This is a genomic window from Flavobacterium sp. J49 (assembly GCF_011742145.1).
GTDB lineage: Bacteria > Bacteroidota > Bacteroidia > Flavobacteriales > Flavobacteriaceae > Flavobacterium.
On sequence record NZ_JAAQQU010000105.1, the window covers coordinates 215,102 to 233,858 of the forward strand.

Genomic DNA, 18,757 nt, shown 5'->3' on the forward strand with positions numbered 1-18,757 from the left:
TGTATGGCGCTTATTTAATTAAAACAAAAGTCTGATTCTCATTCACTATCGTACCATAAAAAGTCTCTGCAGTTACCTTACTGTAATAGTTCCCGTTTTCGGCATTGAATCCATTAATTTTTCCATCCCATCCTACTAAAACTTCCCCGGTTTCAGTATACACTATAGAACCCCAAGTATCATAAATATCCAATCTAACGTTTTTAAGTCTTTTGGTTACCGGTCTATAAGTATCATTTACACTATCATCATTTGGGGTAAAGGCTGTGGGCACCACTAACAAGTATCCTTTTTCAACTATCAGTGTTATGGTTTGTACATAAACGCATCCAAAAGGGTACGTTACCGTTTGGGTTACCACATAATCTCTGGGAATAAAATAAGTGTGAACCGGATTTAATTCTGTTGAAAAAGTGCCGTCTCCAAAATCCCAAGAAACTGAGACATAATCTCCTGTAATGGTACTGTTAAATTGAATTGGATCACCAATAGAATAAATACCGTAAGTAGTGTAACCGTAAGATGTGGCTTCAAAAGAAGCATAACCAATTTCAGGATTATCCACATCAACAGTGTAAGTTGCATTACAACCTACATTATCTGTTACGGTTAAGATTACAGTTCCGTTAAGGTCTGAACTCATGATTTGACCATTGGCACCACTCACGTTACCGCTTGACCATTGGTATTGATAAGGGGGAACACCACCACTAGCTTGCGCTACAAAATTTTGGGTAACTTCATGACTGGCACAGTCAAAATCTGTTTGTGTAGTTACTGCGATTACAATCGGAGCGGGTCTGGTTAGTGTATATTGTCCTGAAGTTGTACAATTATTGGCATCTGTTACGGTTACTAAATAATTCCCGGCATTTAAATTGGTTAGGTCTTCTGATGTTACACCGTTTGTCCAACTGTAAACAAATGGCCCAGTTCCGCCCGATACAATCAAATTAATTGCTCCGCTATTAGCCACATTACAATCCAAAGGGTTAGTAATATTGGCTGAAAGTACTAATGGTTGAGGCTCTATTATGGTGAATGTTCTCACTATAAAACAAGGTGTTCCATCGGAAATTGTGGCGGTATAAGTTCCGGGAGGTAAATTGTTTCTAATTAATCCGGCAGTACTGCCATCACTCCAAGTCAAAGCTACCGGGGCAATACCTCCGGTTAAATTCAAATTGATACTTCCATTGTTGGCACCATAACACGATACATTGGTCACTATAGGATTTACGGTAAAGATTGGTGCTTCAGGGATAACTATGGTTTGAACTTTAACACAACCTACATTATCGGTTACAGTTATAATATAAGTTCCGGCTGATAAATTAGTTTGATTTAAAGTAGTCGCTAAATTATTCCATTGGTATTGATAAGGTCCATTTCCACCTGAAATAGTAACTGATAGCGAAGCATTATTGGCTCCATAACAGGTTATAGGTGTGGTAGTATAATTAATCAAAATTTCACTCGACTGTGTAATAGTCACAGAGAGATTTTTAACACATCCTTGATTGTCTGTAACCGTTAAGTCATAGACACCCGCAATTAAATTGTTTAAGTTTTGGTTGGCACTTGTAAATCCGTTAGGACCGGTCCAAGAGTAAGTATAATCAGAAGTAATAGGATTTGGTGTTCCGCCGGAAACATTCACGGTAATAGCTCCGGTAGCCTCTCCGTAACACAAAACATTCGTTTGACTTGATAACCCTACTACCAACAATGGTGGTTGTGTTATGGTAAAGGTGGCGGTTTTGGGGCCACAATTATTGGCATCTGTAACAGATACTACATAAGTTCCCGGACTGAGATTAGCAATATCTTCTGTACCGGCATAAAAACCTCCATTCTGAGTCCAAGTATAAGTATAGCTTCCGGTTCCTCCCGTAACAGATATGTTGACACTACCATTGGCACTATTAAAACAAGTGATATCATTTTCACTATCAACAGTAATCACAATATCTGCCGGTTCAGTAATGGTATAGGTATCTGAAAAAGGACATCCGCCTGCATCATTAATGGTTACATTATAAACCCCGGGAGATAAATTGGATATTGAAGTGTTTGTAGAAGTATAACCGTTTGGTCCAGTCCAATCTAAAAGATATGGGGAACCTGTAGAAAATGGAATTCCTCCTGTTATATTAGTCGTAATAGAAGCTGTATTTACACCAAAACATAAATTATTGTTGACAACAACATTCGGATTAATAGCGGGATTAACAACAACAGTAACGGTAAAATTGTTTCCAACACAAACCCCAGATGTTGGTGTCACTGTGTACGTAACTGTCGCCGGACTTGTGGTAGTGTTAATTAATGTCTGACTGATTTGATTTTGAGGAATACTCTCAGCTGTCGCTCCGGTAACTGAACCAAGAGGGCTTATTGATGGAGTTGACCAGACATAAGTTGTTCCAACAGGAACTACATTTCCGTTTGCATTTGTTGGTGTAACTGTAAAAGTTGTACTACTACAAATAGTCACATTTTCCGCTGCAATAACAGGGTTCGGATTTATAATTACTTCAGCTGTATTTGTTGTGATTACCGAACATCCTCCGGTAATTGATGGAAAAGTAACTACACAATAATAATAGTTTGTACCTGCCGTATTTGAAGGAGGTGAGTAAGTTGCTCCGGTTGCTCCGGTTATAATTATACCACCTGTGGCCGAATTAATTGCATTGGAATACCATTGATAATTTGGTGTGCCAACGCCATTAATAATAGTAAAGGATAAAACAGTTGGAGCCTGACCCAAACATATAGTACTTGATATAGGCTGTGTTGTAAAATCAGGGGCTAAGTTTACAGTAACTGTGGCTATTGCACTGGTGACATCACACCCATCGCCTGCATTTTGCGTTACTAAACAATAATAATAAAGTGTACCCGCTGTAATTGTTGGTGGTGTGTAAGAACTATTTGTTGCTCCAACAATTATTGAACCGGAAGTAGTATTGTTAGCTGATGAAACATACCACTGATAAGAATAAGTACTTCCAATTCCGCCATTAGCTATCACTTCTAAAACGCTAGCCGGTGTATTTTGACAAACGGTCTGCTGAGCCAACGGTTGGGTTGTCAAAACAGGATCAGGAACAACTATAACTGCAGCTAAATCACTAGTTATAATCCCACAACCAGCTCCATTCAAACTAATGGTTACGTAGAAATAAAATGTTCCGCTGGTGTTAAAAGTAGGTGGAGTATAATTTGGTGAATCAGTCCCTACAGGAATTCCGCCGGTTGTTGAATTTGTTGTATTGCTATACCACTGATATGTTGGAGTACCAACACCGCCATTATAAGAAACAGCTAATGCCGGTATTACGCCGCCAACACAAATACTCTGACTGCTCAAAGGCTGACTATTAATCGTAGGTAAAGGATTAATTGTGATAACAGCTGAAGCGGAGGTTATACTGGTACACCCCCCGGATGAAAAAGTGATAACACAGTAATAGGTATTTGATATGGTATTACTTGGCGTATAAGTATCATTTATTGCCCCTGAAATGGGTCCGTTATCATCATACCATTGATAGGAAGCAGTTCCGGTACCGTTAGTGTAAGCCACCGTTAATGGAGACAAAACAGAGCCTTCACAAACTGTTGCTGATTGCGGTTGAGTAGTTATTATTGGTGATGGAACAACAACTACTGAAGCCGTAGCACTGGTCACGTTACATCCCAAACCTGTTTGAGTGATAATGCAATAATAATAGGTGGTACCAATTGTATCGGTTGGTGGTGTAAATGTATCTGTTGTTTGTCCGGTTATTAATTGTCCGTTTGTAGTATTGTTGGCGGTATTGCTATACCATTGGTAGGAAAGTGTTCCTATTCCTCCGGTTACACTAACTGATAATGTTGTGGCCGTTGTGCTTTGACATTGTGTTTGATTGGCCAATGGTTGGGCTGTAACTATTGGGTCGGCTACTACAATAACCTCTGCGGTATCGCTATTTATGATACCACAACCATTTCCGTTTAGCGTTACAACAACATAATAATAATAAGAGCCTGCTGTAGTAAAGACAGGCGGAGTATAAGTTGAAGCTGTTGCTCCGTTAATTGCCGTTCCACCAGTGTTACTATTAGAAGTGTTACTGTACCACTGATAATTTGGAGTTCCAACACCTCCGGTATAAGAAACTAATAATGGACTTATGGTTCCTCCAACACAAATGGACTGAGTGGTTTGTGGTTGCACATCAATGGTTGGTAAATCATTTACGATTACAGTAGCTGTATTTGAAGAAGCACTGGTACAACCACCGGAAGTAAAAGTAACGATACAATAATAATAAATGGTCCCAACTGATGATGATGGAGGAGTAAAATTGGAATTCGTTGCTCCTCCAATAAGAGTGCCTCCTGAATTGGAGTTCAAAATATTACTATACCATTGATACGCTGGTGTTCCTATTCCATTAATATAACTAACAGACAAAACAGTTGTTGCTCCATTCAAACAAACCGTCTGACTAACGAGCGGTTGAGTTGATATTGATGGTGCGGGAACTGTAACAACAGCTGCAGTCGTACTGATAACTGAACATCCTAAACCGGTTTGCGTTATTATACAATAGTAATATATTGTCCCAATTGTTGTCGTTGGAGGTGAATAAGTACTACTTGTTGCTCCTGTAATTGCAGATCCTGTTGTAGTGTTGTTATTTGCGTTACTGTACCATTGATAACTGAAAGTTCCGCTACCACCATTGGCTACAACTTCTAAAATATTTGCCGGTGTATTTTGACATTGCGTTTGTGTAACTAATGGTTGAGTTGTGATAGTAGGATCAGGTAAAACTATTACCTCAGCAGTATTACTTGTCGTAACACCGCAACCATTTCCGCTTAAAGTGATTACTGCATAGTAGTAATAGGTTCCAGCTGTATTGAAAACCGGTGGTGCATAGGTTGCTGAAGTAGCACCTGAAATTAAAGTGCCACCACTATTGCTATTAGTAGTATTACTATACCATTGGTAAGCGGCAGTACCTATTCCCCCGGTATAGGATGCAGTTAGTGAGGTTATTACACCGCCTACACAAATCGATTGTGTTGGCTGTGGTTGGGTGACTATGGTTGGTAATGGATTTATTGTTACCGTTGCCAATTGAGAGGTCAAACTTGAACATCCGCCGGAAGACAAAGTAATTACACAATAGTAATATAATGTTCCTACTGCACTAGATGGCGGACTATAGGTTGCATTTGTAGCTCCCGGAATTAATGTTCCACCACTGGTAGAACTGGTTGTATTGGAGTACCACTGATAAGTTGGTGTTATTGCCGAACTATTCAAAACAACTGTCAAAACTGTTGGTACACCTCCTAAACATACCGAACTTGAAACCGGTTGTGTAGTTATAGATGGAGCCGGATTAACATTGACAACATAATTGACCGTTGGACCAACACAACCATTAAAGGTTGGAGTGATTACATAAGTAACCGTCCCGGCGTTGGTATTTGTTGTAGTTATAGTCTGTATTGGAATTGTATTCCCCGTTCCTGAAGAAGTAAATCCTGTAATGCCCGCAGTTGCACTTGCTGTCCATGAAAATGTAGTACCAGCTGGGTTGGCAGTCAAATTGACTACTGTGGTAGATGAACCCGAACAAATGGTTTGGCTCAAAACCGAATTAGTAATTACCGGTGCGGTATTAACAGTGAAACTTTGGGTAGCAGTATTAGAAACACCACATTCGTTAGTAGCTGTAAAAGACACTGTGTAAGGACCTCCTGCAGGGTAAGCTATAGTTCCGGGATTCAAAGCATTAGAACTAGAAGGTGTTCCACCCGGAAAGAGCCAACTATAGGTCAATGTACCGCCTGTAGGTGCGCAATTGGTAACATTACCTACCGGAGTTATATTTGCTGTACCACAAGAATTACTAATCGGAGCTACAGTAACCGTTGGTGGTTTTTTTACAGTTACTGTTTGTGAAGTTGTAGTTGTCCCACAAGAATTGATCGTACTTAAGGTTATAGTGTAAGTACCCGGTACTGTAAAGTTGAATGTAGCATTTGCCGTTGTTTGATTTGGAATAGTTACCGTTGAAGCTGCACAATAAAGAGGTGTATGTGTTACTTGCCACAAATAAGCTGGTGCAGAACATTGATTTGCTAAATTAGTTGCATTGGTTGCTGTCACCGCTAGAGGAATACAGCCGTTATTAGTATTTAAATTAAATTGGGGAGTTAAAACAGATTGAACACATAAAACCTTTGTAATTTCATCAACACCACATCTATTTCCTATTTTTAATGTAATTGTGTAAGTTCCTGTCACAGAAAAAACAGGACAAATAGACGAACTACCACTCAACCAAGAATTGGTATTTGTTGAACCAAAATCATTTCCTAATGTTCCACTTGCTAAAGTAAACCCTGTATTTGGTGAGATTGTCCAAATTAGTTTAGGTGTTGAACAACTTGTAGATGATGCGGAATCGCCTCCTGTAGAAGTATTCGTAAAACATATTTGGTTGCCAATACATACCGTCGCTTGAGGTAAACTAAAGTTTGCTATTGGAGGTGTTGATATCCTTATAGGCACAACTGAAGCTGATGATTGATCACAAGGATTTATCGCTGCTATACTTGCAAAAAAAGAATTTTGATAAGTTGTAGTACCTGAAGTACTTGTTGTTCCGCATGAACTAATTAAAAAATTATGTGTTACAGAGGCTGGAGGAGGATGATTAAAATTTATTGGAGCAGAACCATCATTAAATGTGACAACATAAGTTGTTCCAGGAGGGTTATTATCAGTACCTGTTATTGGAAATGTTAAAGAAGAAGAAATACAAATATCTGTATTGCCCGGATTTCCCAATCCTACAGCTGGATTATTTCCCACGAAGACCTTGTAAATTTTAACAATATTACATCCATTTTGTGCAGTTATTGTATATGTTAATGTCCATAAGCCTACTTGGTAGGTATGAGATAAATTTGTCCATGATGTACCTGTAAAATTAGGAGAACCATCACCCCAATTAATTGTATAATTTGTATTTGTTGCAGTTGTAGTTGAAGAATTAAAGAAATCAATCTGGGATGCCTGATTTGAACATTCTCTAAAAGTTGTAAAACCATTGAAGACAATAGAATTTGCGGATGAATTCAAATCTGCATTTGCTTGTGGATTAACTGTTACAATTACACTTCCCGAAACATTAATAGGATTTGGTGGCAGTGATGAATCTTCAACACTGACCAATGTATATGTAAAAACACCAGGTGTTGCTGTACTAGCAGGAACCGTTACAGAGCTATTGCTACCATTCGTTGTTACTGTTAATGGAGCCCCATTGTTAATTTTATAAGTAAATGTATAAGGAGCTGTCCCATCACTACCCGTAAAAGTAATTACTGGACTAGTAGAATTTTGACAAACGGTTGTAGTTCCTGTTATCGTTGCTGATGGCGGCGGTAAAATTTCCAGGGGATTAGCTACCCCTATTTGACAAACCAACAGTAATAATAAAATGACAAAGTATTTTTGTTTCATAATGTATTTATGAGCGTTATCTTTTTTAATTTGGAAAGCTTTGGGGAGCAAAACGAATACATAAATTAGAATTAACCTAATTTATCGGACAAAAATAATTAAATTTATCTTACAAACTACCCCCTGAAATTTAATTCACACTCCCTTTCATAACAATAGTTTTTCCCTTGATGATTGTATGTTATCGGCGCGTTAAGTTCTGTTTTCATGAACGTTATATAATTATACACCGAACGAACAGAAATGCCCAACTTCAATGAAATATCATTGGTATTCCCTGCCCTATTCGCTTTTAAAAGCTCGTGTATTTTTATGATAACTCTTATGTCCAAAACAATACAATTTTAACTAATAAGACTGCAACCGAAATGCAGTTAAGCCTTTTGTCAAAATTAAATCCAATAAAATTGCATTCCTTACGGATTACCGTAAAGAGCCTATTAAATTAAAATTTGGTAATTACGCTATCCCTAAATCTTTAGCAATAGCAATTAAGTGAACCGTATTGTTGGCTCGGAAGTGGTCTTTGAGTTTGCTCAATCTTTTTTCGATGGTGCTCTTACTGTTGGGCGTGATGCCTAATTCTTTGAATCGGTTTTCCAATTCGTCTTGAGTGATACCTATGGAAAGTTGCTTGATCAATTCTACATCAAAATCATCAATTTCTCTGGTGGATTTGTCTCTTAAAACATGGGCCAAATGGGGTGACAAATAAATCTCATCACTTTTTGAGACTTGCAAAATAGCCGCTTTTAATTGGTCAATACTGTAGCGCCCTTTGTGAACATAAGCATTCACCCTACTTTGTTCTAATAACGATTTTATCTTAAACCCTTTGTCTTCGATCGAGTAAACAATAATCTTGAGTTCGGGTTGTAAGTTCCTGATTTGCTCAATAGCCACATCGCCCGATTTGATTTGGACTTCCCGATGGTCGGGTTCAAAGGATAAATCCGAAATAAAAAGGTCATACGGTTCACCGCTGTTGAGTCCTTTTTTTATCTTGAGTAGCGCATCATCACAATATTTTACATGGTCAATATGCTCGATTTTCAAATCGGTTAAGGTTTGCATTACAGCTATATTAATACTGTCAATATCTTCGGCCACTAATACTCTTTTAAACATAATCACTTGGGTATTTGGATAATAACTCTGAAACCTTTATCGATTTCATGGTCAAAAATAATGTTTCCCTTAACCGCATGAATACGGTTTTCCGCATTTTGCAATCCTTTTTTGTTGATTTCTGCTGTGGGCAATCCTTTTCCGTTATCGGTATATTTTATTTCAATGCTCTTAGGCTCATTCGAAAAAACCAATACGACCAAACTAGCCTCGCTGTGTTTTTTCATATTCACCATCAACTCTTGAACCACTCTGTACACCGCATTTTTAGACTCCCGATTGATTTTACCCCAATCAATTGCCGTACTGTTTTTTGTAATAATATTGACTTCTTCACTGTTGAATCCGGTTATTAAATCGAGTAAAACCTCTCCAAATCTTTCATCGGTTGGAATCTCACTGTTGGTTTGCGAAATATCCCTTGCCTTGCCATAAATAGCGTCTAAATTTTCTATCAACAACTCTTTTTTCTCCGGGTTTTGCAAATCCTGGGTTTCGGCAAAAGTCATGGTTTGAAAAACATCATTGGCCAATTCGTCGTGAATTTTTTTGGCAATCCTATTTTCGGTTTCATGTACAGAAGCCAATACTCTTTTTTTGTTTCGTTTTCGGATGTAGTAAATAAGACCCATAAATGCCAACACTACAAACATAGCAATCACTATAGACCACTCTTTCTGGGTTTTATATTTTTCTTTCTCCTCTAATGCCTTTTGGGAATCGTATTTAATTTTGGCAAACTGATTTTTAGCGGTTTGCCTCACTTTGGTCAAACTATCGGACAACTCAATTTGCTCTAACGCCAATGCCTTAGCTTTACTGGGTTCACTGGTTGAAATCATAAACTTTAGTGCTTCGAGCTTATCATCCGGACTTTGAACTGTTTGCGCCGCATCATACGCTCTTTGGGCAAAATCAAACGCGAGTGCTGTATTGCTGTTTTGATAATATTCCGCCATGTGCATCAAAGACGAAGTCAACTCAAGGGCATTGTTTAAACTATCTCTAATGGCTAAAGATTGGTTTAACAAACCTTTGGCTTTGGGATGATTAGTCTTAAAATAAGCATATCCCAAATTGTCGAGTACTTTGGCATAAACCCACTTTTCGTTTACAAGAGAATCGTTTTGAGAGATGGGCGTTAGGATGTTGATGGCTGTTTTAAAATCTTTTTTGTCGAGATAAACAAGAGAAATATTATTCTTTACAATACACTTATTGACTTCACTCAAAGTGTCATTGTAACATTTGTTGAAATATTTAATGGCTTCATCGTAGTTGTATAACTCTTGGTACACTATCCCCAAAGTATTGTATATATAAGGTAGATACTTTGGACTATCGCAGTTTTCATAGGCTGCTGTAGCAGTAGTCTCGGCACCGGAGAAATCACAAAAAAACCTTTGTAATTCTGCCATCTGATACAAAGCATAGGCCTTTTGTTCTTTACTGGTAGCGACGCCATTGGCTTTTTCAAAATAGTAGAAAGCACTGTCGTATTTTTGGGCATTTGATTGAAGAAAAGCCTTTTCGACCAATTGATCATAGCTTTCCTTCTCCTCATTAGGCACTACCGTATTACCACCGTCGCAAGACAGCATCAGCATACCACATAAAAAAATCGGGAAAATTAACCTTTTGAGTATCATTTCCCGAAATTATTAAATTAATTCAGACCGTTGTAATTTATGTTAAAAAATTACGGTTTTGGTGGAGGCGGTGGTAATAATCCTCCGGATTGCCCTCCCGTATCATCCGCTGTGGTAGTTAGTTCAGGTGCGGTTTCAGCAACTGAGTCTGTTGTACACGAAGTCATTCCCAATGATGACACGATAAAAAACGAAAATAAAAGTATTTTTTTCATGATATTGTTTATTAAAAATTTGACATAGGTGTGGCTGTTCGGGTGCTGCCCGAAGCCTTGGCAAAGGCAATTGCCATTGCGGAAACATTGTATTTGAAATACTGTTTTGGGAAGTGAAGTGCGCTGCTACAGAACCGTCATTTTATACTTCCCGAATAAAAATTCGGCACTGTATAGCGTCACTTTGTTTGAACTAGTTTTGTACATTTGTTCTTATCGCGAAACAGAACAAGAACTAATTCTGAAGCAAAGGAATGGGGTTTTTGTTGCAGTGTTTATAGGGAATTCCGGTATTTCCGATAATTCCCAACTTTTCCTTAAAAATCCTGTCCAAGTATGAAACAAAATGACTTTGAAGCTTATAAAAAGGCTATAAAACAGCATTACGAAAAAGAAAAAAATGGCTATTACTCGAGTTATTTGCTACAACCAAGTAGGGCCAATTTGAGAAAACTGTGTGTAGAGCGATTGAAAGAAAATGCTACAAATGATGATCTGAACACTTTCAGAATTCACATGGGATTTGACTTCATACCGGAGCATAAAAACAGGTTAAAAGAGGAAACAGATCGTTTTAGAGCGATTGAGAATTTCTTAAAAGGAAGTACCGACAGTAATGATCTTGATACTATCAATTTGACGGCTATATTGGTTGATTTTTCACCAAGACCTTTTTTGAAGTTTGTAAGGGCTATTAACGGAGAAAAAGACACACCAACAGTGGTTGATGTAAAGAAGGAAGAATCTAAAACAGTAGCTACTACCGATTTATTTACGGAAAAAGGAATCAATTCAAAAAAGAAATGGATGGCAGGCCTAATTGGTTTTACAGCGCTATTTTCTATAGGCTATACCGCAAAGGATATAGTACTTCCTGAAAAACAATGCATGCAATGGCAAAAGGATCATTATGAAGTATTGGAATGTGATAGTGAAGTGAATGCTCTTTATACCGCAAACAGCATTGAACCGATAAATGAAAAGCTTTTAGACTTTAAAAAAATTGAAGTCAACAACCATACACCCTTTTTTGAGAAAGGAAAAGCCATTGTTTGGTATTGCAAAATAAGTGATACTGAAATTGACTGTTTCAACGGCAGTGGAGACGGGTACCATCCTGTCTTAGATAAATCGTTACGTCCTATTACTAAGTACATCATTGATAAATATGTACCAAAATAAATTACAGTTAGTGAGGGAAGCCATTTGTGTTAAACAAGGCTTCTCGATACTATTTACAAATACAAAAACTGTCGTTTTTATATTTATAAATCACTCGAAGTGACGTAGCGAAAACATAAAGTTGTAAAGAACGTCAGTTCGAGTGTTTTTTATGGAGTGCAACGGAACAAAAAGTGTATCGAGAACCGTTGTCTAAACGAGGCTTCTCGATACTATTTTACAAACTAAAAATTAGCATTTTTAATTTGTAAAATCACTCGAAGTGACGTAAAGAGGACGTTTTGTTATTAAGAAGTCGTCAGTTCGAGTGGTTTTAACAGAACTTCCTACCACAGCACTTACCCGTCAGTTCGAGTGTTTTTTGTGGAGTGCAACGGAACAAAAAATGTATCGAGAACCGTTGTGCGAGCGAGGCTTCTCGATACTATTTTACAAACTAAAAATTAGCATTTTTAATTTGTAAAATCACTCGAAGTGACGTAGCGAAAACATAAAGTTGTAAAGAACGTCAGTTCGAGTGTTTTTTGTGGAGTGCAACGGAACAAAAAATGTATCGAGAACCGTTGTACGAGCGAGGCTTCTCGATACTATTTTACAAACTAAAAATTAGCATTTTTAATTTGTAAAATCACTCGAAGTGACGCGTTGAAGACGTTTGGTTGTAAGAACGTCAGTTCGAGTGGTTTTTTATGGAGTGCAACGGAGCAAAAATTATATCGAGAACCGTTGTGCGAGCGAGGCTTCTCGATACTATTTTTAAACTCAAAAGCTGGCGCTTTTAACTTTAAAAATCACTCGAAGTGACGTAAAGAGGACGTTTTGTTTTTAAGAACGTCAGTTCGAGTGGTTTTAACTGAACTTCCTACCGTAGCACATACCCGTCAGTTCGAGTGATTTTAATAACCGAAAACGATAGTTTTCAGTTATTAAAATAGTATCGAGAACCGTTGTTTCAACCAAACTTCTTTTTAGCCAAATTAGGTAAAGCATCATACTCCCCATTTATCAAGGCTTCTTTCTTGGCTTTTGACCACTTCTTAATTTGCTTTTCTTTTTCTATAGCGAAGTTTATATCCGTAAACTCAGCATAAAAAACTAAAGTAACCGGTCTTCTTTTGGCTGTATAACAATCGGGGTAAAAGCCTATTTCATGTTGGAATAACCTTTGGGTTAGGTTACTTGTCACTCCGGTGTAATAAGTGCCGTCGGAACATTTCAATATGTATACGTAGGATTGTTGCATATTGTAAAAGTAAGAAATAATTTATTTTAACGAGCTTCTAGATACATCCCGATAGCTATCGGGACACTCGAAGTGACGGTTATGAGGTTTTTAGACTTATGGTGTTATTTGCACTTGTCGTCAGTTCGAGTGGTTTTAACAGAACTTCCTACCACAGCACTTACCCGTCAGTTCGAGTGTTTTTTGTGGAGTGCAACGGAACAAAAATTGTATCGAGAACCGTTGTACGAGCGAGGCTTCTCGATACTATTTTACAAAGCAAAAACTAGCGTTTTTACTTTGCAAAATCACTCGAAGTGACGCGTTGAAGACGTTTGGTTGTAAGAACGTCAGTTCGAGTGGTTTTTGTGGAGTGCAACGGAACAAAAATTGTATCGAGAACCGTTGTGCGAGCGAGGCTTCTCGATACTATTTTACAAAGCAAAAACTAGCGTTTTTACTTTGCAAAATCACTCGAAGTGACGTAAAGAGGACGTTTTGTTATTAAGAAGTCGTCAGTTCGAGTGGTTTTAACTGAACTTCCTTCCGCAGCACATACCCGTCAGTTCGAGTGATTTTAACTGAAGTTTCTATCGTTGCAGATTCCCGTCAGTTCGAGTGATTTTTTAAACTGAAAGCGCTAGCTTTTAGTTTAAAAAATAGTATCGAGAACACAAAAAAAGGCCGCCCTCTCGGACAACCTCTTTTAATCTTAACCCAACATTATAATGTTGCTTTCAACTTCAATTCACGGGCCGCATTAACGTCAGGATTACTTTGTAAATACTCTATATTCGACTGTAACACCCGCCATTGAGACTCTAATCTCCCTTTTTCGGTGTTGAGCGTACTTAATTTAATCTTGTAAACCATGATAACGGTTTCTTGCGACTCGGAGGGAATCTGAAAGCAGTCCTCCAACTTTTGGTAATTAATGAAACTATACGTTACTTTATCCTCTGATAATAGCCAAAGTAGTTTCTTTTTGGCAAGCTCCTCTTTGTTACTGAGTTGTATTTTTTTCAGTTGGGACGAAACTTGGTCACGCTGCTTTTTGTTTTCCTGTAACAGCTGCTCAACCATTTTGCGTTGTGCCACATAGTCGGCTATGGTATTTAAATTGATTCCATAGGTTAAGGCCATCTTCATGTAGCGGTAAAAGAGACTCAAATTCTGTTTTAGTTCCGAAGGCACAACAGCGGCTTCATTTTCATATTGTGATAGGAGCTTACTGCTGATATTCAAAATGTCGGCTAACTCCTTTTGGGTAAGTCCCAGGGTTTGCCTTATGGTAACGAATTGGTTCATAATAGTATAATTTACAATGGATACTTTTTTACATAAAAAAAAGCGCCCCCCGCGGGGGGCGCTCCTCTAACTTAAGCCGCTAAGGCAAGTACTCTGGCTTCTACTGCCGCCACAAAGGCGTCAACTTCAAGAATTTGCTGGTCTATACGACCCAATTCTGATTCTTTCTGAAGCAACGCTACTGTACCGTAATTCTCTCTACGGTTTTCTAATACAAACTTTTTGTACTCGAGTCTGACTTTCTTGTCTAACGCTTCTTCCTTAGTAGGCCCTTCGGGTAAAACCGAAATGATGGTGTCGTTAGCGGCAATCTCCGCAATGACCCCCTGGAGTTCGGCATCCAGTCCTACCGAGGTCTCGGCATACTTCTGAGACACACGCTCAATAGTAATCTTCTTGTAATTCAAATCGGCTTTTTCTCTGGCCGCCCAGGCTAATAACGAGTTACAATCGGCAACTAACGTTAAATTGGCAATGGAATAATTCATGATTTAAAAATTTAATGATTAATAATGCAAAACCCATTGACGAACACTGTGCCGAAAAATACATTTTAAGAATTATTTATCATTATTTTAACATAATTAATGATAATATATCAACATTTATGTTGTCATGATGCGTTATTCTCATTGACCTTAGGACTGATTTGGTATTGTTTTCTTTCCAACAGCATTTTTTGGTAGACTAATAAATCGACCTGCAATTCCAAAGCTAACACATCAGCCTTACTCTGTTTTAAGAGCGAAGCTTTCACCCTACGCTCCAGCAACCGCAATACATCCGGGGAGACTTCAGGCAGTTCTTCTGCGCGTTCCCGCAGGAAATACAAGAGCTTAGTGGCTTTTTCGTTATAGGCATAATTGGCCTGTGCCTTAATCAACTTCCGGCTCAGCCGCTCATACTGGTATTCGTTTTCCTTAATCAGTTTTTGAAGCCTTACCGCCTGCTGTGTCTCCTGTTCTTCCAGCGCTGCGGGCAGATCAGCCTTAGCTTCGGACGATTGAATGTAGGTGAGCATGGCGCCCAACAGTACGTTAGAATGGTAAGGGATATTACCGTTACCCAACTCAAAACGGGACACGGTACAGCGATGAAGCCTTAAAAGTTGGGCCATTTCGTCCTGGGTAAACCCCAGCAAGCCCTTGATTTCCTGAGATTTTCTCCTCATAGATCATTGGTTAATACCCTATTGGTCAAACCATAAAAGGGTAAGTGTACGACTACTAAAACGGAAAAACAGGGTAGTTTATTGTGCACATTTTTGTCGCCATTGAAAAGTATGATACATTTTATGCTACATTTTTGTCGCCACTGAAAAGTATGATACATTTTATGCTACATTTTTGTCGCTACTGAAAAGTATGATACATTTTATGCTACATTTTTGTCGCTACTGAAAAGTATGATACATTTTATGCTACATTTTTGTCGCCACTGAAAAGTATGATACATTTTGTGGTGCATTTTTGTCGTCACTGAAAAGTTTGCACTATGGAAAGCAGGTTCAAGGTTGAGAGTTGTGAATAGCCCCATGACTATTTACTCATAATACGGAAAACCGTAAAAACCAAACAGGCTACCTAAGTATATTTACCTTCCAACCTACCCAAAACAAGCTAATCGTAAGATTTTTAGCTTAGAATACTTGTTAATAATCCCCATTGATGGGGATTGCAAGTGTGTGGGAAAATTGCTAAGTTTGAAGAAATAATACCTAACCATGTCCAACCAAAACCCTGAACAAATCGCTCGAGACAACATCGACAAGCAATTGCTTGCCTGTGGGTGGCTTATACAGGATAAGAAGAAATTCAATTTGGCAGCAGGTTTGGGTATCGCCATACGTGAGTATCAGACTGATATTGGTCCGGCAGATTATGTTTTGTTTGTGGATAAAAAACCGGTTGGGATTATTGAGGCTAAGCGCGAAGAAGAGGGCGTGCGACTGACCACTGTGGAAGATCAATCTTCGCAATATGCCAATGCTAAATTGCGTTTGTTGAATAATGACCCCTTACCTTTTGTATATGAAAGTACCGGTGAAGTTACCCGTTTTACGGATTACCGTGACCCGAAACCTCGTTCTCGAAATGTATTTACCTTTCACCGACCGGAAACTTTTGTTCAATGGCTAAGCCAACCCAAAACGTTACGTGCACGATTGCATGACACTCCTGCCCTGCCTATTGATGGTTTGAGGGATTGTCAGATTACGGCAATTAATAACTTAGAACAATCGTTCCGAGACCAGAAACCTAAAGCCTTGATTCAAATGGCTACGGGTTCAGGGAAAACGTTTACGGCGATTACGTTTGTATACAGACTCCTCAAATATGCTAAAGCTAAACGCATCTTGTTTTTGGTGGATACTAAAAACTTAGGGGAACAAGCGGAAGGCGAATTCAGAGCCTATACTGCACAAGAAGACAATCGTTTGTTTACCGAATTGTATGGGGTAACTCGTTTGAACAGTTCGTTTATTCCTAATGATTCACAAGTTTACATTAGCACGATTCAACGGATGTACTCTATTTTAAAAGAAACGGAACTTGATGAAAGTGCCGAGGAAGAAAATCCTAATGAAAACCGATTTGAACCAAAAGAACCAATACCTGTAGGCTATAACGAAAAAGTGCCAATTGAGTTTTTTGATTTTATTGTCATAGACGAATGTCATCGAAGCATATACAATTTGTGGAAACAGGTTTTAGATTACTTTGACGTGTTTCAAATAGGTTTAACCGCAACACCTGATAATCGAACCTTTGGATACTTTAACCAAAACCTAGTTTCAGATTATGGTTATGAAAAAGCGGTTATTGATGGAGTTTTGGTGCCTTACAATGTCTTTACCATTGAGACAGAGATTACCAAAAACGGCAACATGATTAAAATGGGTGAACAGGTTGACAAACGCGAACGCCTGACCCGAAAGAAGTTTTGGGAAGCCCTAGATGAAGACGAAGTGTATAGCGGTAAACAATTGGACAAAGACATTGTAAACCCAAGCACCATTAGAACCATCATCAAAGCGACTAAAGACAATTTGCCGATGATGTTTCCCGACCGTGTGGACAGCAACGGCAACTTTGAAGTACCTAAACTATTAATCTTTGCCAAGACGGACAGCCATGCTGAAGACATTATAGACATCGTAAGAGAAGAATTTGCTGAAGAAAACAAGTTCTGCAAAAAGATAACCTACCGCTCTGAAGAGGACCCGAAAAGTGTTTTACAGCAATTTAGAAATGATTATTACCCACGCATCGCCGTGACGGTAGATATGATTGCCACCGGAACCGACATACGACCTTTGGAAGTATTGTTGTTCATGCGTGATGTAAAAAGCCGTTCCTACTATGAGCAAATGAAAGGTCGAGGTACTCGTACTTGCTCATTAGAAGAATTAAAAGCCAAAGGCACGCCTACGGCTAAATACAGTAAAGACCATTTTGTGATTATTGACGCTATAGGCGTTGAACAGTCGCAAAAAACTGACAGCCGACCGTTAGAGAAACTACCCGGCATATCCTTAAAAGATGTCTTGCAAAGTGTGGCTATGGGTAATACCAGTGAAGACATGCTGACTACGTTGGCTAACCGATTGATACGATTAGACCAACAACTTAAAGACAAAGACAAACAACAATTTAGTGAGAAAGCCAATGGGTTAACGATTAACCAAGTGGTCAAACAGTTGTTGCACGCTTACGACCCGGATGTAGTGGAAAGCCAAATAGCGAACGTTAAAAGAAGTATGGCGGGAATGCCTCCTTTTGAAATTGAGAAAGCTATTGATAAAGCCAACCAACAACTAATTGAGCAAGCGGTAGCGGTGTTTCATAACCCTGAGTTGCGTGACTTTATAGTGGATATCCGCAAGAAGTATGACCAGATTATAGATACTGTGAATATTGATACGATTACCAATATAGGTTGGGTAAAAGACCAGGAAGCCGCAGCAGCTACTACAGTTACCGATTTTAAAAACTGGATTGAAACCCACAAGGATGAAATTACTGCTTTGGAATTGTTTTATGCGCAGGACTACAAGCATCGAACGTTTACCTATAAAATGATTAAGGACCTTTGTGAAAAACTGAAAACGGAAAAACCGCTCTTGGCTCCTTTGACCGTTTGGCAGGCCTATGAACAACTGGAAAAAACCAATGGCTCTGCCAAAAATGAGTTGATAGCTTTGGTAAGTTTGATACGTCGTGTTGTGGGTATTGACCCTACCCTTACGGCTTATGACAAAACAGTAGATAAAAACTTTCAGGATTGGATTTTTACCAAAAATGCGGGAAAACACAATGCGTTTACCGAAGCTCAAATGCAATGGTTAAGAATGATGAAAGACTATGTAGCTAATAGTTTTTGTGTAGAAAAAGACGATTTTGATTTGCCTCCTTTTAATGCAGAAGGCGGCTTGAGTAAAATGTGGGCATTGTTTGGTGACCAAACGGATGCCATTATTAAAGAGTTAAATGAAGTGTTAGCGGCTTAA

The 18,757-nt window shown here is 38.6% G+C and carries 11 protein-coding genes; 2 read left to right on the forward strand and 9 right to left on the reverse strand.

The window, feature by feature from the left end; all coding sequences use genetic code 11:
- Positions 1 to 10 precede the first annotated feature (10 nt).
- The 5 genes from HA632_RS11780 to HA632_RS11800 form a co-directional block, all read right to left on the reverse strand.
- A complete protein-coding gene (locus tag HA632_RS11780; RefSeq protein WP_176307393.1) occupies positions 11 to 7,543 on the reverse strand; it encodes a PKD-like domain-containing protein in 7,533 nt (2,510 codons plus the stop codon).
- 116 nt (positions 7,544 to 7,659) lie between these two features.
- Complete coding sequence (locus HA632_RS14085) at positions 7,660 to 7,875, reverse strand: HTH domain-containing protein (protein ID WP_176307394.1); 216 nt, start codon at positions 7,873 to 7,875, stop codon at positions 7,660 to 7,662.
- 127 nt (positions 7,876 to 8,002) lie between these two features.
- Entirely contained in the window at positions 8,003 to 8,671 is a 669-nt protein-coding gene (locus HA632_RS11790; protein WP_176307395.1) for a response regulator, read from the reverse strand.
- Between the two features lie 2 nt (positions 8,672 to 8,673).
- Entirely contained in the window at positions 8,674 to 10,320 is a 1,647-nt protein-coding gene (locus tag HA632_RS11795) for a hypothetical protein (protein WP_176307396.1), read from the reverse strand.
- Between the two features lie 50 nt (positions 10,321 to 10,370).
- Entirely contained in the window at positions 10,371 to 10,535 is a 165-nt protein-coding gene (locus HA632_RS11800; protein WP_171221863.1) for a hypothetical protein, read from the reverse strand.
- A gap of 336 nt (positions 10,536 to 10,871) precedes the next feature.
- Between HA632_RS11800 and HA632_RS11805 the strand changes: the two genes are divergently transcribed.
- Positions 10,872 to 11,717: a hypothetical protein gene (locus HA632_RS11805; protein WP_176307397.1), complete on the forward strand. Its 846-nt coding sequence runs from the start codon at positions 10,872 to 10,874 to the stop codon at positions 11,715 to 11,717.
- 952 nt (positions 11,718 to 12,669) lie between these two features.
- Here HA632_RS11805 and HA632_RS11810 read toward each other — a convergent pair.
- From HA632_RS11810 to HA632_RS11825, 4 genes are all read right to left on the reverse strand, one after another.
- Entirely contained in the window at positions 12,670 to 12,960 is a 291-nt protein-coding gene (locus tag HA632_RS11810; protein ID WP_176307398.1) for a GIY-YIG nuclease family protein, read from the reverse strand.
- Positions 12,961 to 13,662: 702 nt separating this feature from the next.
- A complete protein-coding gene (locus HA632_RS11815; protein WP_176307399.1) occupies positions 13,663 to 14,247 on the reverse strand; it encodes a helix-turn-helix transcriptional regulator in 585 nt (194 codons plus the stop codon).
- Positions 14,248 to 14,318: 71 nt separating this feature from the next.
- Positions 14,319 to 14,735 (reverse strand): hypothetical protein, encoded by a 417-nt coding sequence (locus HA632_RS11820; protein WP_176307400.1) that lies wholly within the window; start codon positions 14,733 to 14,735, stop codon positions 14,319 to 14,321.
- Between the two features lie 125 nt (positions 14,736 to 14,860).
- On the reverse strand, positions 14,861 to 15,418 hold the full coding sequence (locus tag HA632_RS11825; RefSeq protein ID WP_176307401.1) for a hypothetical protein: 558 nt from the start codon (positions 15,416 to 15,418) through the stop codon (positions 14,861 to 14,863).
- A gap of 552 nt (positions 15,419 to 15,970) precedes the next feature.
- On the opposite strand from HA632_RS11825, the gene HA632_RS11830 reads away from it, so the two are divergent.
- Complete coding sequence (locus HA632_RS11830) at positions 15,971 to 18,757, forward strand: DEAD/DEAH box helicase family protein (RefSeq protein WP_176307402.1); 2,787 nt, start codon at positions 15,971 to 15,973, stop codon at positions 18,755 to 18,757.